Here is a 22,831-nt window from a genome sequence, read left to right on the forward strand (position 1 = left end):
TTCGATTCAGATATAAGGAGAAATATAGTGTTTATAATAGTAATCCTATTAGGTCTTCTTATCGGCAGCTTTCTTAATGTCTGCATCTATCGTTTACCACAAAATCAATCCATTATCTTTCCGCCGTCTCACTGCAGCACTTGCGGTACACATCTTAAGCCATGGGATCTAATCCCAGCAATTAGTTATCTGTTATTAAAAGGCAGATGCCGGTATTGTAAAGTTACGTTTTCCCCACGCTATCTTTTAGTAGAGATAGTAACGGCTATTTTATTTGCTTGGTGCTTTCAAATATATGGATTATCTTTTCTGTTCATAAAAGCCATTGTTTTTACAGCTTTTTTACTTATCATTACGTTTATTGACTACGATCACCAGCTGATATTAGATAAAGTTCTCCTATGGTTTTCTGGAGCTGGTATTGTTATAAATTTGGGGACGCATAGTTTGGACTTTTGGGACATGCTGCTGGCTAGTTTCCTTGGGGGTGGATTGCTGCTTTTAATTGCACTCGTCAGTCGCGGTGGAATGGGAGATGGTGATATCAAGTTTGCTGCAGCTCTTGGTATGTGGCTAAGCTGGAAATGTTTATTACTTGCGTTACTACTATCCTTTGTCTGTGGTGGAATATGTGGTTTGCTGTTAGTGCTTTTCAAATTAAAAAGCCGTAAAGATTTTATTCCCTTTGGTCCTTTTATAGCTCTTAGTGCCTTTGTTATTATGTTATATGGCAGTGAAGTGATTATTTGGTATATAGAAAAGCTATATTGAGGTGGACATATGCAACGAGGTGTTACCTTAATTGAACTTCTAGTATGTATTGCTATCCTTAGTATTTTTGCGAGTGGGATAATACCAACTCTGGGACAATCATTAGAGAAACAAGAGCTAGAGAGTACATCTTGTCAATTAGCAGCTGATATTCGCTGGCTGCAACAAATTTCAATTAACGCTGGGGTAGATACAACGGCGTATGCAATGTTCTTTTATAATACTACACCTTATGGCTATTACGTTACTGCAAATACTGTCAGAATAAAGAATATTATATTTCCGGAATCCGTGACCCTTTCTGGCAGCCATTCTTACATTTCATTTGCACAGAGTGGAGCACCAAAAACTGGTGCGCAGACGATTTCCATGCGGAGTAAGAAATTAAAAAAATGGAAATTTGTTATCCTTGCACCGATTACTGGACGTGTCCGTATAAGCGATTTTATAAATACACAACGTGAAGAATAGAAGGTAATCTATAATGTCTAGGCTGAAGGGAAGTCAAGGTTTTGTTTTAGCAGATGTAACGCTGGGACTTTTTATTATCAGTGTCGCGTTACTTTGTATTTCTATGTTGTTTACCCAAGCATTACAATTAGAAGAAATCGCATGGGATTATACACTAGCCACGTATCTAGCACAGAAACAATTAGAGTTATTAAAAAATAAATCTCCAGTATATTGGGCAGAGTTGCAGTTGCCTTGCACCATACCTTGGGAAGATGAGGGGGTTCCTCCTCCGGCAGACTACGAACTGGCAACCTATGCTGTCCCATCCACGCGCGGTAGTCATCTTGTGCAAGTAACTGTAATCGTTACTTGGCAAGAGCGACAAAAAGATTATGGTATCCAGCTTGTGACTTTTTATTCCAAGATGAATTAAAGTTATTCTTATTATTGAAGGTGAATTAATGAAGCGAAAATACTTTGTAGCGCAACATGGACTAACCTTAATAGAACTGGTAATTGGTATGGCTTTAATACTATGTTTGCTTTCTGGTATCGTAGGTTTATTTTCTGGCTCTTTAAAGGTTTGGGTATTTGGTAAGCAGCAAAGTCATATCAATCAAACAGCGCGCATTGCGATGGATTCTATTGTTAAGGAGATACGATATGCTCAGCAAATAACCTTAAAGAATACTTCATCTTTAGTAGTAGCAAAGGTAAACGGAGACATTAGAATGTTACAATTAGGCGAAGGCCTTCATTCCAAAACATTATATGTTATTATAGATAAGACAAAGTCAATTCCTCCTGGTGGTATTTCTAGCAGCCCAATAACAGAAAATCTTGTGACAAACCTGCAGTTTGCTCAGCATGGAAAGGGCAAGGCTGTACTGGTAACTTTAGAAGTCACTAATGAGAGTACCGGGGAAAGAAAGTTGCTTCAGACCGCCTGTTATCCTTTAAATTTACAGTGACCCATTATAGAGAAGGGGATGTTACCTTGGTATATATCGTGAGAAATGAGCGTGGTTTGGCTGCCGTGCTAGCGCTAATTGCTATGATGTTATTAGGGATAATGGGGATTGGTCTTATGGGATTAAGTAAAATAGACATAGAAATAGCGGCGAATCATCGTGATGGTGTTGCTGCACAGTATGTTGCCGAAGGAGGAATACAATGGGCAATTGTTCAGCTTAAGACAGATCCAGATTTTGTTATTGAAACTAAAACTCAAAAAAATGTAACAACGTATGTTATTGATAAAAATGGATCTACTTTTGCCAGTTGTACTGTTACAACCACACTCAAATCAACAACGAATGATGAGAATCTAAGAGTGGTCACATCCATCGGGAGTGTTAACAAGGCCAAGCGCCAAATAAGCACGCAAATACGATTGCCGGCTGGTAAAGAAAATCCGCTTGAGGTTATTTGGGATGATTAAGGAGAGTGGTTACTATGGAACTTAAAAATTATATGGAAAAATTAGTAATGGAAAAACTGGATATCGTTATAAAGGCCAATCGTACAACGTGTAATTGTGAGCGCTGTCGATATGACATCGCTGCATTAGCCTTGAATTCGCTGCCTACACGTTATGTTGCAACCTCTTCAGGTGCAACCTATTCCAAAATAGATTCATTGGATCAACAATTTCATGTTGATATTGTTTCTGCTATTACTCAAGCAATTACAATTGTAAAGAAAACTCCTCATCATTAAGAAAATAGGTGATTTTCATGTGGAAGAGAATCCAAAACTTCTTATTAAATAGGAAACAGGATGTAGTTGGAATTGATATAGGGACAGGTGCTATTAAAATTGTAGAAATTTCTTGGAACAAGGATCAACCTGTACTTAAAAATCTGGGTATCGAAATGCTGCCTCCTGAAATTATTGAAGATGGACAAGTTTTTAGTAGTAAAGGATTAACCGATATTCTCATTCAATTGCTTGCAAAGACTCCTATATCAAGCAAACATGCCATTATAGCTGTTGGCGGTCGCGGAATGCTTGCTCGCGAATTGATCCTTCCAGTAATGACAAAAGAAGAGTTGCAGGAAGCTGTTAAATGGGAGTTGGGAAAATATATTTCTTATCCACCCAACAGTTTTTATTTTGATTTTTCAATAATGGGTAAAGGTGATATTGAATCAGAAATAAGGGTATTATTAGTGGCATCACCTCATGAATTCATTAATACGATTACCAGCATTGTCAAAAATGTAGGTCTTATACCAGTCGCTATTGACGTGGAGCCCTTGGCTTTATATCGTACTTTTACTGACGCAGAAAATGCTATGATTATCGACATTGGTAAACGATTGTCTCAAATTACCGTATTTCAAAAAGGTATCCCTGCTATCATTCGTAATATTCCTTTAGGCGGTCAAGGCATGACTGAAGTTATCATGCAAGTACAGAGAATTTCATTTTATGAGGCAGAGCAATTAAAGAAAAAACATATCGATTTATTTAATTTTGACTCTCTCAAAGAGCATAATGAAACAAAGCAGCAATTAGAATTATTTTTCGCTGATTTTCTCAGAGATGTACGAAGAACAGCTGAGTATTATCAATTGCAAAATGAAATGGTGTCTATTGATAAAGTTTATCTTACTGGTGGTGGATCTCAAATAAAGAATTTGGTCTCCTATTTGAGTAGACTACTAGATCTGCCTGTAGTTATGCATGATCCATTCGTTAGATTAGAAATCCCAAAGTCCTTTGATAAATCATATCTGCAAAAAATCGCCCCTCAATTGGGTGTTGCAATTGGTTTGTCCTTACGTGGAGGTGGAAAGTGAATCCGATCAATCTCTTACCTTTTGTTGAACGCCAACCTAAATGGTCTATTGATAAGTTGATTTTCATCTTCAGTATGTTATTGGTATTAATCTATAGTAGTATATATACATATAATGAATTTAAGATTTTCAAAATAGAGAAAGAGCTGCAAGCAATTGGTAACCAATATGAATTATTGCAACCAACATTGGAGATTATGCAAAAGAGCAATGATAAGCTGCAATTAATTGACACAAAAAATAAAATTGCAGCGCTTTTAACAAATGAACGTCATCCTTTGTATACTTTGATTCAACGCATTGTAGCAATAATGCCGCAGCAATTGTGGTTTACTAATCTGAGTAAATCTGATAATGGTCTATTAGAAATGAAAGGAGCAGCAACAACCTATTCTGTTGTTGCTGAATTTATAGAAAATATGGAAAAGGATACTTTTTTTCTTGATCCGACTTTGGTTAAAGTTGAATTTGATACAGCTGCATCGCTTCTTATATTTGAAATAACAGTAAAATCTAAGGGGATGTAACAATGATTTCTTTTTCATGGAATAAAATGCTGGTTAAGTATAAACTATCTTTAGTGACTGTGAGTATGATAGCAGTAACTTGGTTAGTTTATTTGTCTTTATTGTTGCCTCAATGGGATAGGATTGATCAATTAACAACTCAATTTGACAAAGAGTATCAACAGGTAAAAGTCATTGAAGATTTTCTGCTCATTCATCCTAATCCAGAACAATATATACTTGAATTAGATCAGAAATTAATGCAGATTGATAGAATTCTTCCTGACAACCCTGAGAGTAGTTCTTTTATAGTGCAAGTAGAAGAACTTTCAAAAGAATGTGGTATACAACTTAATTATCTGAAACCAACTAAAATTATGAATAAAGATGGTTATCGAGAATATGAGATAGAACTATCGCTAATTGGTGGCTTTATAGAATCTATGCAATTTATAAAAAAAATTGAAAATAAATCTCGTTTTACGAATGTGATTACGATTGTCATGTTACCTAATAAAAATAGCTTAGAAACTAAATTATCAGTTAAAATTTATAGTTTTGGCACACCTTTTTTAACTAACAAAAATAGTGAAATTAACTGATAAATAAAAAAATTACAATTAACTTTAGATATTTACAATTATATAGTAAAATATTATATAATAAGCCTTGAAAAGTAGTACATGCGGTGCTGTTATTAATAGCGAAAAGGAAAGAAGCGCAACATTAATAACTGTACTGCATGTTTATTTTTTAGTATTTTAATGAGGTGAGTTCAGATGGCTGACGTGATTCCCATAGTTAAAACTTTTAAACGTAATTTCACTGATTTACACGCTACAGTAGATGCATATTGTCAAAGAGCTTCTCGGTAATAACCATGAAAAATATTGTATTGATAGGTTTTATGGGAACTGGAAAAACAACCGTTGGCAGATTGCTGGCTAACCGATTGGGGCGACCATTTTTTGATAGTGATAAAAAAATTGAATATGAAAATAATCTCAGTATTCGTGAAATCTTTGAAGTATATGGCGAACTCTATTTCCGACAACAAGAAAAAATGATTATTGCTAAATTGTCTCGTTATAATAACGCTGTAATTGCAACAGGCGGTGGTGTAGTATTATCCTTTGAAAATATGAACAATTTAAAAAGGAATGGTGTTATCATTACTCTTACTGCTTCTGTTGAGACCATCTTAGAGCGAACAAGTCGACGCAATACGCGTCCGTTGTTAGATGATTTTGATCAACGTGAGAAAATTGTAAATAAATTACTTAAGGAAAGAGCCGAACTATACTATAATGCAGACTATAGTATCAATACCAGTAGTAAGTCACTGCAACAGGTTATTAACGAAATTATGTTTTTTTTACGACAAGGAGGTTATTTGCGTGGTAAACGTTAAAGTTAATTTAGAGAAACGAAGTTACAATATACATATCGGTGTCTCTGCTAGTAATTTAATTGGCAGCTTTATGCGAAATTTGAAGGTAAGTAAAAAGCTATTAGTAATCTCTGATACTATCGTTGGGGATTTATATGGCATTCAAATGGTAGAATCACTAGTGAAAGATGGATTTGCTGCGGAATTATATTGTGTGTCATGTGGAGAACATTCAAAAAACTTAGATATGGCAATGGAATTATATACAAAAGCAATTACCTTAGAACTTGACCGTAATTGTGCCATTATTGCATTAGGCGGTGGCGTAATTGGTGATCTTTCGGGTTTTGTAGCAGCTACCTATCTTAGGGGGGTACCTTTTATACAAATACCAACTTCATTATTAGCTCAAGTAGATTCCAGCGTGGGCGGGAAGGTTGCTGTTAATCATCCTATGGGAAAAAATTTAATTGGTGCTTTTTATCAGCCACGCATGGTACTGATTGACATTGATTTTTTAAGTACATTGCCAAACCGTGAGCTATATACTGGTTTAGCAGAGGTTATAAAATACGGTATGATTGCTGATAAAAAGTTCTTTACCTATCTTTCTGATCATTCTCAGCAGATTTTAGATAAAAGACCTGATGCCTTAACCGAAATTGTGCGTAGATCATGTGAGATTAAGGCGTGGGTGGTAGAGCAAGATGAATGTGAGAGCTCGATACGGGCGATTTTAAATTTTGGACATACTATTGGTCATGCAATTGAGGCTGATACTAATTTTAGTATATATAATCATGGTGAAGCAGTTGCTATTGGTATGTATGGAGCAGCAATGATTAGTCATCATCTTAATATGTGCAGTAAAGCAACGGTTGATATTCTAAAACATATTCTGCTGCAATTCAATTTACCAGTATCTGCACCCGAATGTGGGATTGACGACTTATTTAAATTGTTATATAGAGATAAAAAGGTACTAGATAATAAAATTACGTGGGTTTTACTCAATGATATTGGGGAGGTAAATTTATGTAATCAAGTGCCAGAGAATATTGTAAAACTAGCATTAGCAGAAATCACTCAGTCAAATATTCTATCTTAAATATAAATATATTCTTACAAATCGAATAAAGCATAGGAATGTGCAAATTTCATGGAGGTTTAGAGTAGTGAATGCAAGTAAGAAAAAAAATATTATTATGATAGGTTTCGTTGTACTCGCGCTATTCGGTGTGATTTCCTACCGTATTTATGACAATATTTCAGCCAATAATGAGCGTGCTGCAAAAGTATCTCAAGGACGTGGTATAGCAGTAGAGATTGATGTGACTAGCAGGCGCGATATTGTTCCTATGCTAACTTTTTCTGCTAATCTCGAACCATTGTGGAATGCAGATATTTCTCCCAAAGTCGATGGTAGAATTGATAAATTATACGTTGATGAAGGTGATGTTGTAACTGCCGGTATGGTTATTGGCACGTTAGATACCAATGAATTATCGGCCCAAGTCATGCAAGCCGAGGGTAATTTATTGTCTAGTCAAGCAAGTTTAGAGCAAGCCGAGCTAGATTTATCCCGCGCTCAGGAGCTTGCTAAGCAGGGGGCAGTGGCAGCGCAAGCATTAGATAGTGCTCGGACAAAAAGAGATTTAACGTTGGGACAAGTTCGCTCTGCCCAAGGAAATTTAGTATTGCTTCAAGCTAGATTGGACAATGCAAATATTATTGCACCACGCAGCGGTATTATTATAAAAAGATACTTACAGGCTGGCTCATATGTGAAAGCTGGCTCTCAAGTCATAAACATAGCTGATGTTTCATCCTTACTAGGAAAAGCCACAATTGGTGAATCACAACTTAATGAAATTACCGTAGGTTTACCAGTAATCATCAAAGTCAACGCTTTACAAGATCAAGAATTTTCGGGTGTCATTACGCGGATTTCTCCTGCCGCCACATTACCTGCACGAACATTTACTGCCGAAATTACTATTCCAAATAACGGGGTATTAAAATCAGGCATGTTTAGTAAAATCATAATTCCAGGATTGATACATAAAAATGCCTTGGCCGTGCCTGAGCGTGCATTAGTTATGCGTGAAGACCAAAAAACAATTTATGTTGTTACTGCAGAGAACAAAGTACAGCAGCGTATGTTGAAATTAGGATATGTTGGTGAAGGTTGGGCTGAGGTTTTGGAAGGTTTAGCTGATGGTGAACGCATCGTCATTGATGGGCAAAATAAATTGAAAGATGGCTCTACGGTGAATGCTTCTAGTGGTCAAAAGGGTGAGCAATAAATGATTGGCACATTTATTAAAAGACCTGTATTTACCACTATGATCGTTATGCTGCTTGTAGTATTTGGATTAGGTGCTTATCCATCTTTAGGTATTGATTTAAATCCTGATGTTGAATATCCTATTGTCAATGTTACCATTACCTATACAGGCGCGTCACCAGAGGAAATAGAAAGTTTAATAACTAAACCTATTGAAGATGCTGTTAGTTCTGTTTCTGGAATAAAATCTTTATCTTCGGTTTCCCGGGAAGGGGCTTCTCAAGTTACATTAGAATTTGAATTTGGTACAAATCCAAAATTAGCTGCTAATGAAGTCAGAGAAAAAGTAGCAGGGGTAAGGAAGAGACTTCCTGATCAAATTGATGAGCCCGTAGTACAACGTTTTGATATTACGGCACAATCAATTGTATATTTTAGTTTAGCTTCTGATACACGCAGCCGTGGAGAAATTCGAAAACTTGCCATTGATGTAGTTAAAGATGAATTACAACGAATGGATGGAGTTGCTCAAGTTGATGTTTTTGGCGCAACAGATCGTGAAATTCAAATTTATATTGATCCTAAAAAAATAGAATCCTATGATATATCATTTCAGCAAATACACGATGCGATTAATGATCAAAATCTAAATACACCTGGTGGTAAGGTAAATGAAAAAGGTACTGAGCTAACAGTACGTACCATGGGAAAATATAAAAGTATTGATGATATCAAAAATACCATTGTAGCAAATCAGCAGGGACGCCTGATTCCCTTAAAAGATGTTGTTACGATTGAAGATGGCTGGGCAGAAGAACGTGTATACGCACGTACAAACGGCACGCCAAGTGTAATTATTGCTGTACAGAAACAATCAGGTACGAATACTGTAGATGTCGCAGAGCGAGTAATAAAAAGTATGGAGCATATAAAGACTAATTTACTGCCGCCCGACATAAAAGTTTCGATCGTTCGTGATAGCTCAAAGTATATTCGAAGTAGTGTCGAAGATGTTATGGTCTCCTTAATTTTTGGCGGATTTTTAGCAGTTGTAATCACATTTTTGTTTTTACAAAATACTCGTGCGACATTAATAGGTGCCATTGCAATCCCTACATCAATTATTGCTACTTTTTTTGCATTGAAAGTGATGGGGTTTACCCTAAATAATATGTCTCTCATGGGACTTAGCCTAGCAGTGGGGATTTTAATTGATGATGCCATTGTAGTTATTGAAAATATTTTTCGACATATGGAAGAAGGCTTGTCTCCTATGGATGCGGCTAAGCTTGGTACCAATGAGATTTCTTTGGCAGTCGTAGCCACGACATTATCTATTTTAGCCGTATTTGTACCTGTGGGTAATATGGGCGAAATTATTGGTCAATTTTTTAAGCAATTTGGTATTACTGTCGCGTTTGCCGTAGCTTTTTCATTATTTGTGGCCTTTACCTTAACCCCCACATTAGCAGCTTATTGGCTGAAAAATGATCATGGAGAGCACCAAAAGCTACGAGGTAATTGGACTTGGCTACAAAAGATTCTTGATAAATGGGAAGAGGGATTCTTGGCTTTGCGAGATAATTATAGATTCATTCTCCAATGGTCATTAAAACGTCCTAAAAAATTGGTTGCATTTGCGATATTATCCTTATTTCTGAATGCTCTTTTACTACCTTTTATTGGTGTCGAATTTCAGCCTACCTATGATTCAGGTGAGTTTAATGTAATACTTACCGCTACTTCTGGTACATCAATGGATAAGATGAAAGAGTTAGTAGAACCGATAGAAAAGCAAGTATTAGCCATTCCTGAGCTTGAATCTGCCTTTGTTTTAATTGGTGCTAATCGACAAGTCAACAAAGTGAGTATTGGTGTGCGGTTAGTTGATAGTGATAAGCGCTCGCGGTCTATGTCTCAAATTATGGATCAACTCAGAGTTGTTTTTCGCAATGTGAAAAACCTGAAAGTTGCAGTACAATCTAATCAAGGTCTAGGTAGAGGTGATTCCCGGCCTGTGCAGATTGGTCTGAGAGGACCAGAGTTGGAAGTGCTAAATCGTAGTGCTTATGATCTAGCAGAAGCGATTAAGGAAATTCCGGGTACAACGGATGTAGATATTTCCAGTGATCAATCAGAACCAGAGGTTCAAATTAAATTAGATGCTGTAAAGGCTGCTGAGACTGGAATTGACAGTACCATTGCAGGGGATGTAATTCAAATCGCATTTTTAGGAAAAACGACTAAAAATCAATATAACGTTGCGGATAGCGATTATGATATTCGTGTGCAATTACAGCCTGCTAGTCGTTTAAGTATACAAGATGTTTCTAATTTAAGGATATCATCCAAAACAGGTACTTTTGTGCGGCTTGGCGATATTGCTGATGTAAAATTCTCTTCAGGTCCTACGCAAATTGACCGTGAATCTCGTCAGCGTCAGGTTATTGTTTATGCCAATACAGTAGGTGCATCAACAGGTGAAGTACTTAATAAAGTTAAAGAACTAATTCCTGATTTAAACTTGCCATTGGGTTATACTTATAAATTTGTTGGTCAAGCTCAAATGATGCAGGATTCTTTTAAAGAGATTGGCAAAGCATTATTATTAGCTGTCATTCTAATTTATATGGTATTAGCAGCAGAATTTGAGAGTTTTGTCCATCCCTTAACCATTATGCTTTCATTACCTTTTTCATTAGTTGGGGCGATCTTAGGTCTTTTAGTTTCAGGAAAAACGATTAATATGATGTCTCTAATTGGTGTTATCATGTTAATGGGTCTTGTTACAAAAAATGCTATTTTATTAATTGATAACACTATACACCTACAAAAAAATGGTATGTCAATTATGGATGCTTTAGTTGAGGCTGGGGTTTTAAGATTAAGACCTATTCTTATGACCACCATGGCTATGATTTTTGGCATGATGCCTGTTGCATTAGGTCTAGGAGCAGGAGCAGAATTACGTTCATCAATGGGGGTTGTCTTAATTGGTGGATTAATTACATCCACATTTTTAACTCTTATTATTGTACCATTAGTATATTTTTTAATTGATGAAATACAGCAATCGTCCAAAAGACGTAAGTTAGGTAAAGTATTAAATTCCTAAAAGCTATCATTAACAAATTAAGGAACGTAAATTAAAGGGCACTTTATGCGCATCATAAAGTGCCTTTTAATTTTCTGTTGTTCGTTTTCACACTTAAAAGCCCTCCTATCAATATAAAACAAATCATATTGATGGAGGGCTTTGCTTCGTTTACAGCTTGAAATCACAAGAAGTGCTAATTCAAGTTGATGTGCTTTAGTTATAATCTATAATGACTTTTACATTTAAATTAGATAGCACGTTGAACTTTTCCAGAACGTAAGCAACGAGTACAAGTGTTAACTCTTTTAGTTTCACCATTCACAACCGCTTTAACTCGTTGAATGTTAGGTTTCCAAGTGCGTTTCGTTTTTAAATGAGAGTGGCTGACATTAGAGCCAGTAGTTTGACTTTTACTGCAGATTTCACAAAGATTTGCCATGTATTCCACCTCCTTTGATGAGGGACAAGATATCCTCATTACCATAACATCAATATTTTAGCATAACCTACTCACTAAATGCAAGGCATAAGTAGAATTCTTTATCTTAAAAATACTATTGCAGGAATTTTTATTATAAATATTGAAGTAAAAACGAATAATAAAAAAATGGTAGAGATAGGAGGCGCACAGAATGATTACGAAGGAGACGTCAATAAATGAGTTGCTCCGATCTCATCCCTTGGTACGTGAAGTTTTTGCCAAACATGGTATGGGATGTATCGGATGCATGGGCGCAGCCACAGAAACAATTGAGAATGGCGCTAAAATGCACAATATTGATGTTGAGGCACTTTTGAAAGAATTAAATGAATTGTGCAATAGAAAATAGGCAAAGCAATTTTGCCTATTTTCTATTGCTCTGACTGCAGCTAATAATACTTAGTATTATGTATGAAGGTGATAAGTTTGGAAAATTTTAAAAAAGATAATATACAATACATTAAAGGCGTGGGCCCTAAAAAAGCAAATTTATTGACGAAATTAGGGATTTTCACAATTGGAGATTTGTTAGAACATTATCCTCGACGTTATGAAGACCGTAGTCAGCTTAAGATGATAAATAACTTAACCGATGGACAAGTAGAGAACTTTAAAGCTAGAATGATGAATTGTGCAGAGAGTAAACCTCGCCGAGGTCTTCAGATAACTAAAATTACAGTAGGCGATTCTACAGGAACCGTTCAATTGGTGTGGTTTAATCAACCTCACCGAAAAAAGATATACGGACTTGGAGCAGAGGTTCTTGTTACAGGTAAGGTGAAAAAAATATATCAAGTGGAAATCCAAAATCCAGAGATTGAGATGATCACAGATATGGATACGCTGGAAGCTGGTTATATTACACCAATATATGCTGCTAATGAAAGTATTACTCAAAGATTTTTGCGAAACCTAATACGTCAGATTTTAACAGAATATAATGCGACAGCTGAAATACTGCCTCCTATCATAATAAAGCAATTTTCATTATTAGATCGTAAAACTGCTTTTGAAAACATCCATTTTCCTCTGAATATGGATGTGCTAAAACAGGCGAGAAGAAGATTAGTATTTGAGGAGTTATATTTATTGCAATGTGGGTTGTTATATATCAAAAAACAAAACAGAAGTAATACGATTGGTATAAAACATGGACCAGACGGATGCCTCGTTAAAAAAGTCAGTGAACAGTTACCATTTAGCCTTACAGAGGATCAGCAAAAAGTATTATTAGAGATTGCTCTGGATATGGAAGATACAAAACCTATGCAACGGTTACTTCAAGGAGATGTGGGATCAGGTAAGACTGTGATTGCGGCATTGGCCTTAGCGAAAACAGTCGAAAATGGGTATCAAGGAGCTATGATGGTTCCTACGGAAATATTGGCTGAACAGCATTACTCTACGCTATCCAATTTGTTTTTGCCATTAGGTATTCGAGTAAAAATACTAACTGGCAAGCTGCCAAAACGCACTCATGAACAGGTTGTTGCAGACATTAAGTCTGGTTTAGTGGATGTAGTGATAGGTACTCATGCATTAATTCAAGAATCTGTTGAATTTCAATATTTAGGTTTAGTAATTACAGATGAACAACATCGCTTTGGAGTTCGACAACGAGCAAAATTACAGGAAAAAGGCAATATGCCTGATGTCTTGGTTATGACAGCTACACCGATACCACGTACAATGGCTCTAACAGTGTATGGTGATCTTGATGTGTCTACTATAAAACAATTACCTCCTGGACGTAAAATAATAAAAACGTATGTTCGAGGATCCGATAGGCGCCAATTGGTATATGATTTTATTGAAAAGGAAGTCAATAGTGGACGTCAAGCGTATGTGGTTTGTCCTTTAGTAGAAGAATCGGAGAAAGTAAATGCTCTATCTGCTGTAGAGTTATATGATGAATTGCTGAAGACGGAGCTAGTGAATATTTCCTGTGGCTTAGTCCATGGAAGAATGAAGTCTGTGGAGAAGGACTTAGTAATGGATCGATTTTATCGTGGTGAGATAAAAGTTTTAGTAGCTACGACGGTAATTGAAGTTGGAGTAAATGTGCCCAATGCTACTGTTATGATCATTGAGAATGCTGAACGTTTTGGTTTAGCCCAATTACATCAATTACGGGGACGAATTGGAAGAGGTGATCATCAGTCCTATTGTATTTTACTTTCTGATAATAAAAAACCAGAAACCCAGGAACGACTTTCAATTATGGCAAAGACGAACGATGGCTTTGCGTTAGCAGAAGAAGATTTGAAAATTCGTGGTCCAGGACAATTTTTTGGTATACGGCAGCATGGTCTACCGGATTTGAAAATTGCAGATATTATAAATGATATAGATGTTTTTTTAGAGGCGCGTCAGGCAGCGGAAAAAACAGTGGCTAGACCTGAATCGTTTGATATGTTGCGTCCTGCTTTACAAGTACGATTCGGTAAGGAATTTAGTATGATATTTTCTAGTTAAATGAAAAAAAAGACGGCCATATGGCCGCCAATTATGGGAGAGGAGAAAATTTACATTATCATTGTGCCACGCATAGATTCGTTTTATGCATAAAAGCTGTAAAAAATTTATAAAGTATTTTCTTGCATTTTGAGTACACACTATTATTAAAGATTAATAATAGAGGTGGTAATATGAAATCTACCTGTAGTGAACAGCAATTAAGGGAAATTGCCTGTGAATGTTTAGAATTTGAACATATTATTAATGCTATGGGATACGGATATTCATTACTAAATGTATCACCCAATGATTTTGTCAGGCGCTGTAATGATTGTGTGAACTGGTTTGGTGGTGAATGTGTTATTTATCAGCATGAAAGTAAGAAAACTAACATTTTATTAGAAAGTTAGTTTCGTTTGAATTCTAATTATATTTACTTCAGAACGTAGCCGTTCTAAAACTCCCGTTTGGGCGAGGGAGTCTTAGGGCGGTTTGGTCATTAGTTTAACATTTACTGACCTTTCAGGTTGCCTTTTTATAGGATTTTTAGTATAGTACAGTATTGGAGAGGTTACTGTTCTGTAGTATGGAGGGGTATGATGATCAGGTTTTTTGGATGGTTGTTCATTATTGTTTTATTTGGAGCGATTTATCTATGGCAACCGGAATTTTTTCAGCATTCATACAGTATACTTAAACATGGAGATATTATTGCTTTGGCAGAATATCTGCGAAGCTTTGGTCCCTGGTCGGTACTCATAACGATACTTTTATTTATTATTATGACATTTACCATTGTCTTTCCTTTTATGATTTTGTCAGGAGCATCTGGTATTATGTATGGCTTGTTTTGGGGAACTGTCATTTCATGGGGCGGAGAAGTTATTGGTGCGGTATGTATGTTTATTTTTGCCCGCTATTTCTTTCGTCAGTTAGTAGCAGGATGGATAGCAAATAGTAGATATTTACAGCAAGTGGATGATTATAGTGCCATCAACGGCTTTAAAGCTTTGTTAATAGCGCGGCTATTGCCGTTGGCACCTTCAGGTATTATTACTGCTGTAGCAGCTATTAGTAGAATGAGTTTTAAGGACTTTTTTTTAGCAACGATTATTGGTAAACTGCCACCTGTTATTATTAAAGTCCTCATTGGTCATGACATAGTTTTTGCTGGAGAAAATCTGGCACGCTTACTTTTGGTAGTTTTACTTGTTATTGTTGTATATATAGGATTATGGTGGCATAAACGGAACAAAGGATAAAATGAGCTGAGAATTCATTTTAAGTAAATGAATTGGCAGGGATATTGTTATATATGGCGAATGAAATATACATAATAATTAAGGGGATGATTTTATGCCAATTGTACAGATTGATCTGATTGAAGGACGAACTACAGAGCAAAAGCGTGAAATGGTGAAGAGGGTTACGGAGGCAATAACGCAAACCGCTAATTGTCCTGCTGAAGCAGTAACCATTGTTATTAGAGAAGCTGCTAAACAGCATATCGCTAAAGCTGGGACATTAATGCTCGATAAATAAAGAACAAGTTCTATAAATTCTAAAGATCTTCATTAATGATGTAATGAAGATCTTTTTTTATATATTTTATGAATCTTTGCTATAAAAGGCAATAATACTACATAAAGTATAAGATTTCCATAAGTTATTACACAATTACATAAAAAAGAGTGGATTAGGTAACTTTAAGTATGTTATTATAGTTGAAATAACTTGTTCTATTTATATGAAAGGAGAAATTTATGTTTGAAAATAAGTTTATGCAAGAAGGTTTAACTTTTGATGATGTTTTGTTAGTACCTGCAAAATCAGATGTTTTACCTAAAGATGTTGATGTTAGTACCTATTTAACTAAAAATATTAAGCTGAATCTTCCTATCATCAGTGCTGGGATGGATACTGTAACAGAAGCGCGCATGGCGATTGCTATCGCTCGTGAAGGTGGAATTGGTGTTATTCATAAGAATATGTCTATTGAGCAACAAGCAGGTGAGATTGATAAAGTAAAACGTTCTGAACATGGAATCATTGTAGATCCTATTTTTTTATCACCTGATAATACATTACAAGATGCTCAAAATTTGATGGAAAAATATCATATATCAGGTGTTCCTGTCACTGAAAATAATAAGCTAGTTGGTATTTTAACCAATAGAGATTTACGTTTTGAAACCGATCTGACAAGAAAATTGCATGACTGTATGACTACGGAACATCTTATTACAGCCTCAGTGGGAACCTCGTTAGAAGGTGCAAAAGCGTTATTACATAAACATAGGATTGAAAAATTGCCATTAGTAGATGCAGATGGTAATTTGAAAGGTCTGATTACCATTAAGGATATTGAAAAAGCTCAAAAATATCCTAATTCTGCGAAAGATAAAAGAGGCAGGCTATTAGTAGGTGCTGCCATCGGTGTAGGGGCAGATATGCTGCAACGTGTTGAAGCCATTGTTGCAGCAAAAGTGGATGTGATCGTAGTAGATACTGCCCATGGACATTCTCAAGGTGTAATTGAAGCTGTTAAAAAGATCAAACAGATGTATCCTGAAGTCGATTTGATTGCAGGTAATGTGGCTACTGCAGAAGCTACTCGAGATCTAATTGAAGCTGGTGTTGATGCTGTAAAAGTGGGGATTGGTCCTGGATCTATTTGTACTACTCGTGTTGTTGCTGGTATTGGTGTGCCGCAAATTACAGCTGTATATAATTGTGCCAAGGTCGCTCGAGAGCATAATATTCCGATTATTGCCGATGGTGGTGTTAAATATTCTGGGGATATTGTTAAGGCGATTGCTGCTGGTGCCAGTGTTGTTATGCTAGGTAATCTGTTTGCTGGTACAGAAGAAAGCCCTGGTGAAACAGTTATTTATCAAGGGCGTAGCTATAAGGTATACCGTGGGATGGGGTCATTGGATGCTATGGCTCAAGGCAGTAAAGATCGCTATTTTCAAGAAAATATGGACAAATTAGTACCAGAAGGAATTGTAGGGCGTGTACCGTATAAAGGTACATTGGCTGACACTGCATTTCAATTACTAGGTGGATTAAGAGCCGGTATGGGATATTGTGGAGTTCACAATATTGAGGAATTAATTAATAACACGCGTTTTATTCGTATTACTGCGGCTGGATTGAAAGAAAGCCATCCTCATGATATCAGTATTACTAAAGAATCACCTAATTATAGTTTATAAATAGACAAACAAAAACAACACCGTTGTGCTTACCAAGCAGGCGGTGTTGCTGTATTAATAACACGAAATTCGAAACCGTGTTCTTTATAAAATTTAATAATTGAAGGCAAGGCTTTTACTGTTTCGCTATGTCCTCTACCATCATGCATTAGAAGGATGGCGTGGCTCCATAGAAAAGTATTTTTATTTGTTTGGCTTATGATGTTTTCGAGGATTGCATCGGCTTTAGCGTTCGAAGCGTCGCCAGAGCTAATATTCCATCCTACTTCAATATAGCCTTCGGCCTTTAACCTCTTCCAATATTCTGTGGTAAAGTGTCCAGCTGCTCCACCAGGAGCGCGAGAAATTCGAGGACGTACAGTAAGAATATTTTTGATTAATTCATCATTATGTTGTAGCTGTTCTACATAAGTAGAAGGCGACTGATATAGTTCACGATAAATATGATTATAAGTATGATTGCCTATAGCGTGTCCTGTTGAATAGATTTGTTTTACAAGTTCAGGATGCTTGCTTACCTCAGTTCCAACTAAAAAAAACGTAGCTTTAATGTTATTTTTTTCTAGAATTGCAAGAATTAAAGGCGTATTTTCTGAGTCAGGACCATCGTCAAAAGTTAAATAGATTGTCTTATTTCCGTAATAAGGTTCAATACTAGTTAAATCCGTTGCTAATTGACGTTCTTTTCGTTCCTGAACGGTAAATATGTCATATTCCGGTTTATCATTGGTCGGAATAACGTCGTTCATTTCAGTGAAGTAGTATACGTCGGGTTCCTTTTCCGAAGGCTTTGTTGTAGCGGGGATTGATGGTGTTTCTTCGATATTTGGCACTGCAAAGGAAAGAGGAGAAGAGGTAAGAAAAATAAGAGCAATTAGAAAAATGATACCAATGATGCTTAATAAACCATATTTCTTTAACATAGTTGTCTCCTGAGATGTTATTTTACAAAATATTTATGTGAATTTTTTACTATTACCTGCATATTCGACATTAAAGTATATATTCCTGCGGGTAAAGTTTAATATGCTTTGGAATACTAAACTAATAAGGAGCGTGATAGAATGCGGCAATTATGTATTATTAGTATCATTGTTATCATCATTGTAAGTTTGTTTGTTAATAGTAGTTATGCTTTTTTTATGCCGCAAGTTGATAACTTGGATAACTTGCAATTAGTTGCAGCAACACAAGTATTTGATATGAACGGACAACTTATTTCTAAATTATTTGAAGAAAATCGGGTTGTAGTATCTATCAATAATATATCACCTTATATACAACAAGCTATCATTGCAAATGAAGATAGTCGATTTTACAATCATTTTGGTATAGACCCTATCGGTATCATTCGTGCTATGTGGGTTAATCTGCGTTCAGGTAGTTTAGTAGAGGGGGGAGTACCTTAACACAGCAGTTGGCCAAGAATATGTTTTTGACCCAGGAACGTACCTTTACCCGAAAAGCAAAAGAATTTTTCTGGGCGATTATTATTGAACGTAAATTTTCAAAGCAAGAAATCTTACAAGCGTATTTAAATCAAGTATACTTTGGTGAAGGTGCATATGGAGTAGAAGCTTCTTCACAGGTGTATTTTGGTAAACATGCTAGTGAACTAACTTTAGCAGAAAGTGCATTATTGGCAGGATTGCCTCGTGGTCCCAATCTTTACTCGCCATATGTTGATATGAATGCCGCTATGGAACGTAGAACTACGGTGTTGGCAGGTATGATGAAAGAAGGCTATATTACGCAAAAACAATTTGAATTAGCACAAAAAGAACCTATAATATTAGCTGGAAAAAAGAAACGTGTAATACAAGCATCCTATTTTATTGATTATATAGCGAATGAATTAGTAGGGCGTTATGGTGCGAATCGAGTATATAAAGGCGGCTTAAAAGTCTATACAACGATGGATAGTAAAGTTCAGCAAGGTGCTGAAGCAGTATTAGGTCAGTATCAAGGTGCTGTACTCGCTCTTGATCCACGGACAGGCTATATTAAAGCTATGGTAGGCGGACGTAATTATGAAGAAAGTCAATTAAATAGAACAGTGGTTGAAGTGCGGCAACCGGGTTCTGCATTTAAACCTTTTGTATATGCTACTGCTCTTGGTCAGGGATTAACAGCTAATTCTATTATTCTTGATCAGCCGATTAATATTGCTGGATATGCACCACAAAATTATGATAAAAAGTTCCGTGGACCAGTCACCTTAAAAAAAGCGATTCGTCTGTCAGTCAATGTAGCTGCAGTAAAACTTGGTCAGCAAGTTGGTATCGATAACGTTCTTAGTTTGGCAAAAAATATGGGTATTACGACATTGGTTCCCCAAGACGATAATTTAGCTACTGCTCTGGGGGGTTAACACAAGGCGTAAATTTATTTGATATGGCTACGGCTTATACTGCCTTTGCCAATGGGGGAATTGTATCTCAACCTATTGCTATTTTAAAAGTGGTGGATGAAAATAATCAAGTATTAGAAGAAGCACACTTAAAGCAGCAATCTGTATTGAGTCGCGAAGTTGCATACATTATAACAAATATGATGCAGGGAGTAATCGAAAGTGGTACAGGAACGCCTGCTAATATTGGACGGATGGCAGCTGGAAAAACCGGAACAACAGACGGATATGAAACAGCTTGGTTTATGGGCTATACACCGGAGTTATTAGTTGGCATTTATGTAGGAAATGATAACCGAACACCTGTAGGAATCTCAGGTGCCGAAGTAGCAGGCTTATGGGGGAAAATGATGACAAACGTGCTAGCTGGCATTAGTCCCAGTGACTTTCCTATTCCTCCCAATATAATAACGAATGTACCTGTTTGTGCTGATTCTGGCAAACTAGCTACTCAAGGATGTCCAGAGATCGAATATAGCGCTTTTATTAAAGGTACGGAACCGACTGCTGTCGACAATCGAATGCGTTCCAAAGAGCAAGCAAATGAAAAAACAGATCAGACTGGTAGAAAAGAGGAAAAGTCACCATGGTGGAAACTTCCATTACCACGATTGCCCAGGTTCTAATAGTGTGATACAATATATTAGATAATTTAAAAGATTAGATTTCTAAATAGTAAGGAGACTCTATGTATAGTGCGCAATAGAATAACTGTTTTAAATGTGATGATTGATGTTGTGACTATGAAAGAAGCGGTTGAGGCTGTAAAACAATTTATTCTACAGAAGAAATCTCGTTTAGTAGTTACCCCGAATCCGGAAATAATAATGATGGCTAATAAGGATGAACAATTGGCACGCATTATTAATAATGCAGATTTAGTTGTACCTGATGGTGCAGGAGTTGTATGGGCTGCACGTTATCAAGGTGATGTCATGCCTGAGCGTGTAGCAGGATATGATTTAGTACAAAATTTGTTAATAGAAGCGATGAGCGAAAAATATAAAATTTATTTGTTTGGCGGAGCACCAGGTATTGCAGAGAAGGCTAAAAAAATGGCTGAAGAGCGTTATCCTGGTGTACAAATTGTCGGTACACGCAATGGCTTCTTTACAAAACAAGATGAATCTGAAATTGTAAATGACATAAAAGCTTGCCAGCCAGATATTTTATTAGTAGCCTTGGGGGTACCAAGACAAGAAAAATGGCTGGAAGAATATAAAGAAGAATTAAAAGTTCCCGTATCCATCGGCGTAGGTGGAACATTTGATGTAATGGCCGGAGTTGTAAAGCGAGCACCATTATGGATGCAACGTAGTAATTTAGAGTGGTTATTTCGCTTGTTGTCAGAGCCGAAACGTGCCATTCGTATGCTAGCTTTGCCACATTTTGTGATAAAAATAATGACTACAAAAAAATAGAAGGAAACAATTTATAATTTAGATAATTGTTTGTAGATGAGGTGGATAAATGGTTAAAGCGCCGATAGTAAAAGAAGGTTACATATTTATCGTTATTCTTGCTATTATTACAATTCTTGTTTATGTGACTGTTAATCCATATTGGAGTATTATTCCAGTTGTTTTAATGGGATTTATTACTTTCTTTTTTCGCAATCCTAAAAGGAGTATTCCCAATGATGATAGATTAATTTTGTCGCCTGCTGATGGAAAAGTTATGAGCGTTTGCGAAGTGTATGATGATCAGTTTCTCAATCAAGTCGGTCTTAAAGTGACAATATTTTTATCGGTTTTCGATGTACATCTTAACCGTAGTCCTATTGCTGGTGAGATAAAATTTCAACAATATACTTGTGGTCGTTTTCGACCTGCATATAAGAAGACTGTAGGCTGTGAAAATGAACGTCATTCTATCGGTATAGAAAATGATGAAATGAAAGTATTGGTAACACAAATAGCTGGTATTTTAGCGCGACGTATCGTTTCATGGGTAACTCTTGGAAGTATCCTGCAAAAAGGTGAGAGATATGGTATGATTAAATTTGCATCCTGTACTGAAATTATTGTACCTAAAACAGTGGAAATAGTAGTTAAAAAAGGGGACAAAGTTAAGGGTGGCGAGACCGTTATAGGGAGGTTGTTGCAATGAGAAGTGTTATTCCCAATGCGTTAACAGCATTGAATTTAGTATTAGGCATGTGTGCAATTATTTCTACCTTCCATAATGAATTCTATCAAGCAGCGCTATTTATAGTCGCAGCGATGATTAGTGATGGGTTAGATGGTAGAGTTGCTAGATATTTAAATGTAAGTAGTGAATTTGGTAAGGAATTGGATTCATTGTGTGATTTAGCATCATTTGGTGTAGCACCTGCGATTTTAGCTTACGCATTTTTATTAAAAGATTTTGGCATTATAGGATCTCTTATAGCTGCATTTTTCGCAACCTGTGGGGCATTGCGCTTAGCTCGTTTCAATGTTAATACCACTACAGTAAAAGGCTATTTTATGGGATTGCCCATTCCTGCTGCTGGCTGTGTTGTTGCTACTTTTGTTATGCTTGGAATTAAACCAGTTGGTTGGATATTTCCAATTTTGGTTATCGTTTTTGGATATTTGATGGTTAGTACCATTAAATATCCTGATTTTAAGGGAAAAGGTGAAAAAATTAGGATTATTCCTGTAATTGTAACAATACTAGTTGCTGGCTATATACTATTCATGACCAAAGATGCTGTCCTATTTACGCCATTCTTCGCATATGCTTTATTTGGGATACTAAATACTGTTTTTGGATTATTTGATTATAAAACCACTACGTAGTATGTAGTGGTAAGAAAAAATAATTGTATCCTGATCATTGGATGCTTATTTTTTTGTAATTTTAAAAAGAACATCATGTGTTAATGAATGTGTTTAAATAACGAATATCTTGACAATTTAGTGAAGTTAGAATTAGAATGTTATGTGTGTTTTAAGTTGAAGTATATTTAGTTG

The 22,831-nt window shown here is 36.1% G+C and carries 26 protein-coding genes and 1 pseudogene; 25 read left to right on the top strand and 2 right to left on the bottom strand.

The genetic code is table 11. From position 1 onward, the window contains the following. Positions 1-27 precede the first annotated feature (27 nt). From FR7_RS11410 to FR7_RS11470, 13 genes are all read left to right on the top strand, one after another. Positions 28-771 carry a prepilin peptidase gene (locus FR7_RS11410; protein WP_007934423.1) on the top strand — a complete coding sequence of 248 codons (744 nt, stop codon included), beginning with the start codon at positions 28-30 and terminating at the stop codon, positions 769-771. Between the two features lie 9 nt (positions 772-780). Next, complete coding sequence (locus FR7_RS11415) at positions 781-1,242, top strand: pilus assembly FimT family protein (protein WP_007934421.1); 462 nt, start codon at positions 781-783, stop codon at positions 1,240-1,242. Between the two features lie 13 nt (positions 1,243-1,255). Further along, the gene (locus FR7_RS11420; protein WP_007934420.1) at positions 1,256-1,657 is read left to right on the top strand and encodes a hypothetical protein; all 402 of its coding nucleotides are present in this window, start codon (positions 1,256-1,258) and stop codon (positions 1,655-1,657) included. A 28-nt stretch (positions 1,658-1,685) separates the two neighbouring features. Then, positions 1,686-2,195 carry a PilW family protein gene (locus FR7_RS11425; RefSeq protein WP_007934418.1) on the top strand — a complete coding sequence of 170 codons (510 nt, stop codon included), beginning with the start codon at positions 1,686-1,688 and terminating at the stop codon, positions 2,193-2,195. A gap of 38 nt (positions 2,196-2,233) precedes the next feature. After that, positions 2,234-2,665: a pilus assembly PilX family protein gene (locus FR7_RS11430; RefSeq protein ID WP_237769519.1), complete on the top strand. Its 432-nt coding sequence runs from the start codon at positions 2,234-2,236 to the stop codon at positions 2,663-2,665. 14 nt (positions 2,666-2,679) lie between these two features. Then, entirely contained in the window at positions 2,680-2,943 is a 264-nt protein-coding gene (locus FR7_RS11435) for a late competence development ComFB family protein (RefSeq protein ID WP_007934415.1), read from the top strand. Between the two features lie 17 nt (positions 2,944-2,960). Beyond that, positions 2,961-4,028: a type IV pilus assembly protein PilM gene (gene pilM, locus FR7_RS11440; protein ID WP_007934413.1), complete on the top strand. Its 1,068-nt coding sequence runs from the start codon at positions 2,961-2,963 to the stop codon at positions 4,026-4,028. After that, the gene (locus FR7_RS11445; protein WP_007934411.1) at positions 4,025-4,555 is read left to right on the top strand and encodes a PilN domain-containing protein; all 531 of its coding nucleotides are present in this window, start codon (positions 4,025-4,027) and stop codon (positions 4,553-4,555) included. The genes pilM and FR7_RS11445 overlap by 4 nt, the downstream gene beginning before the upstream one ends. Positions 4,556-4,557: 2 nt before the next feature. Further along, positions 4,558-5,136: a type IV pilus inner membrane component PilO gene (locus FR7_RS11450; RefSeq protein ID WP_007934410.1), complete on the top strand. Its 579-nt coding sequence runs from the start codon at positions 4,558-4,560 to the stop codon at positions 5,134-5,136. 278 nt (positions 5,137-5,414) lie between these two features. Further along, positions 5,415-5,945 (top strand): shikimate kinase, encoded by a 531-nt coding sequence (locus tag FR7_RS11455; protein WP_007934408.1) that lies wholly within the window; start codon positions 5,415-5,417, stop codon positions 5,943-5,945. Beyond that, entirely contained in the window at positions 5,932-7,032 is a 1,101-nt protein-coding gene (gene aroB, locus FR7_RS11460; RefSeq protein WP_007934407.1) for a 3-dehydroquinate synthase, read from the top strand. The genes FR7_RS11455 and aroB overlap by 14 nt, the downstream gene beginning before the upstream one ends. A 67-nt stretch (positions 7,033-7,099) precedes the next feature. Beyond that, on the top strand, positions 7,100-8,230 hold the full coding sequence (locus tag FR7_RS11465; RefSeq protein ID WP_007934406.1) for an efflux RND transporter periplasmic adaptor subunit: 1,131 nt from the start codon (positions 7,100-7,102) through the stop codon (positions 8,228-8,230). Further along, complete coding sequence (locus tag FR7_RS11470) at positions 8,231-11,326, top strand: efflux RND transporter permease subunit (protein WP_007950945.1); 3,096 nt, start codon at positions 8,231-8,233, stop codon at positions 11,324-11,326. 229 nt (positions 11,327-11,555) lie between these two features. On the opposite strand, the gene rpmB is transcribed toward FR7_RS11470, so the two are convergent. Next, positions 11,556-11,747 (bottom strand): 50S ribosomal protein L28, encoded by a 192-nt coding sequence (gene rpmB / locus FR7_RS11475; RefSeq protein WP_007934404.1) that lies wholly within the window; start codon positions 11,745-11,747, stop codon positions 11,556-11,558. A gap of 193 nt (positions 11,748-11,940) precedes the next feature. On the opposite strand from rpmB, the gene FR7_RS11480 reads away from it, so the two are divergent. The 6 genes from FR7_RS11480 (at position 11,941) to guaB (ending at position 17,464) form a co-directional block, all read left to right on the top strand. Continuing rightward, the gene (locus tag FR7_RS11480) at positions 11,941-12,138 is read left to right on the top strand and encodes a DUF1858 domain-containing protein (protein ID WP_007934402.1); all 198 of its coding nucleotides are present in this window, start codon (positions 11,941-11,943) and stop codon (positions 12,136-12,138) included. 77 nt (positions 12,139-12,215) lie between these two features. Next, complete coding sequence (recG, locus tag FR7_RS11485; protein ID WP_007934400.1) at positions 12,216-14,264, top strand: ATP-dependent DNA helicase RecG; 2,049 nt, start codon at positions 12,216-12,218, stop codon at positions 14,262-14,264. Between the two features lie 173 nt (positions 14,265-14,437). Next, on the top strand, positions 14,438-14,656 hold the full coding sequence (locus tag FR7_RS11490) for a hypothetical protein (protein WP_007934398.1): 219 nt from the start codon (positions 14,438-14,440) through the stop codon (positions 14,654-14,656). 189 nt (positions 14,657-14,845) lie between these two features. Further along, on the top strand, positions 14,846-15,508 hold the full coding sequence (locus FR7_RS11495; RefSeq protein WP_007934391.1) for a TVP38/TMEM64 family protein: 663 nt from the start codon (positions 14,846-14,848) through the stop codon (positions 15,506-15,508). A gap of 94 nt (positions 15,509-15,602) precedes the next feature. Further along, entirely contained in the window at positions 15,603-15,788 is a 186-nt protein-coding gene (locus FR7_RS11500; protein WP_007934389.1) for a 2-hydroxymuconate tautomerase, read from the top strand. A gap of 221 nt (positions 15,789-16,009) precedes the next feature. Continuing rightward, positions 16,010-17,464, top strand: a complete 1,455-nt coding sequence (gene guaB / locus FR7_RS11505; protein WP_007934387.1) for an IMP dehydrogenase — start codon at positions 16,010-16,012, stop codon at positions 17,462-17,464. A gap of 29 nt (positions 17,465-17,493) precedes the next feature. On the opposite strand, the gene FR7_RS11510 is transcribed toward guaB, so the two are convergent. After that, complete coding sequence (locus FR7_RS11510; protein WP_007934385.1) at positions 17,494-18,387, bottom strand: polysaccharide deacetylase family protein; 894 nt, start codon at positions 18,385-18,387, stop codon at positions 17,494-17,496. A 279-nt stretch (positions 18,388-18,666) separates the two neighbouring features. Here FR7_RS11510 and FR7_RS24460 point away from each other — a divergent pair. The 6 genes and pseudogenes from FR7_RS24460 to pssA all read left to right on the top strand — a co-directional run. Then, positions 18,667-19,136 (top strand): annotated as a pseudogene (locus tag FR7_RS24460) (transglycosylase domain-containing protein); the annotation flags it as partial. A 339-nt stretch (positions 19,137-19,475) separates the two neighbouring features. After that, positions 19,476-19,835 (top strand): penicillin-binding transpeptidase domain-containing protein, encoded by a 360-nt coding sequence (locus FR7_RS24465; RefSeq protein WP_269085751.1) that lies wholly within the window; start codon positions 19,476-19,478, stop codon positions 19,833-19,835. Between the two features lie 23 nt (positions 19,836-19,858). Then, entirely contained in the window at positions 19,859-20,500 is a 642-nt protein-coding gene (locus tag FR7_RS24470) for a penicillin-binding transpeptidase domain-containing protein (protein WP_269085743.1), read from the top strand. Positions 20,501-20,569: 69 nt separating this feature from the next. Beyond that, a complete protein-coding gene (locus tag FR7_RS11520; protein ID WP_007934382.1) occupies positions 20,570-21,295 on the top strand; it encodes a WecB/TagA/CpsF family glycosyltransferase in 726 nt (241 codons plus the stop codon). 49 nt (positions 21,296-21,344) lie between these two features. Then, a complete protein-coding gene (locus tag FR7_RS11525) occupies positions 21,345-21,983 on the top strand; it encodes a phosphatidylserine decarboxylase family protein (RefSeq protein WP_007934380.1) in 639 nt (212 codons plus the stop codon). Further along, positions 21,980-22,657, top strand: a complete 678-nt coding sequence (gene pssA, locus FR7_RS11530; RefSeq protein WP_007934379.1) for a CDP-diacylglycerol--serine O-phosphatidyltransferase — start codon at positions 21,980-21,982, stop codon at positions 22,655-22,657. The genes FR7_RS11525 and pssA overlap by 4 nt, the downstream gene beginning before the upstream one ends. Positions 22,658-22,831: the final 174 nt, after the last annotated feature.

Source organism: Pelosinus fermentans DSM 17108 (genome assembly GCF_000271485.2).
Taxonomy (GTDB): Bacteria; Bacillota; Negativicutes; order DSM-13327; family DSM-13327; genus Pelosinus; species Pelosinus fermentans.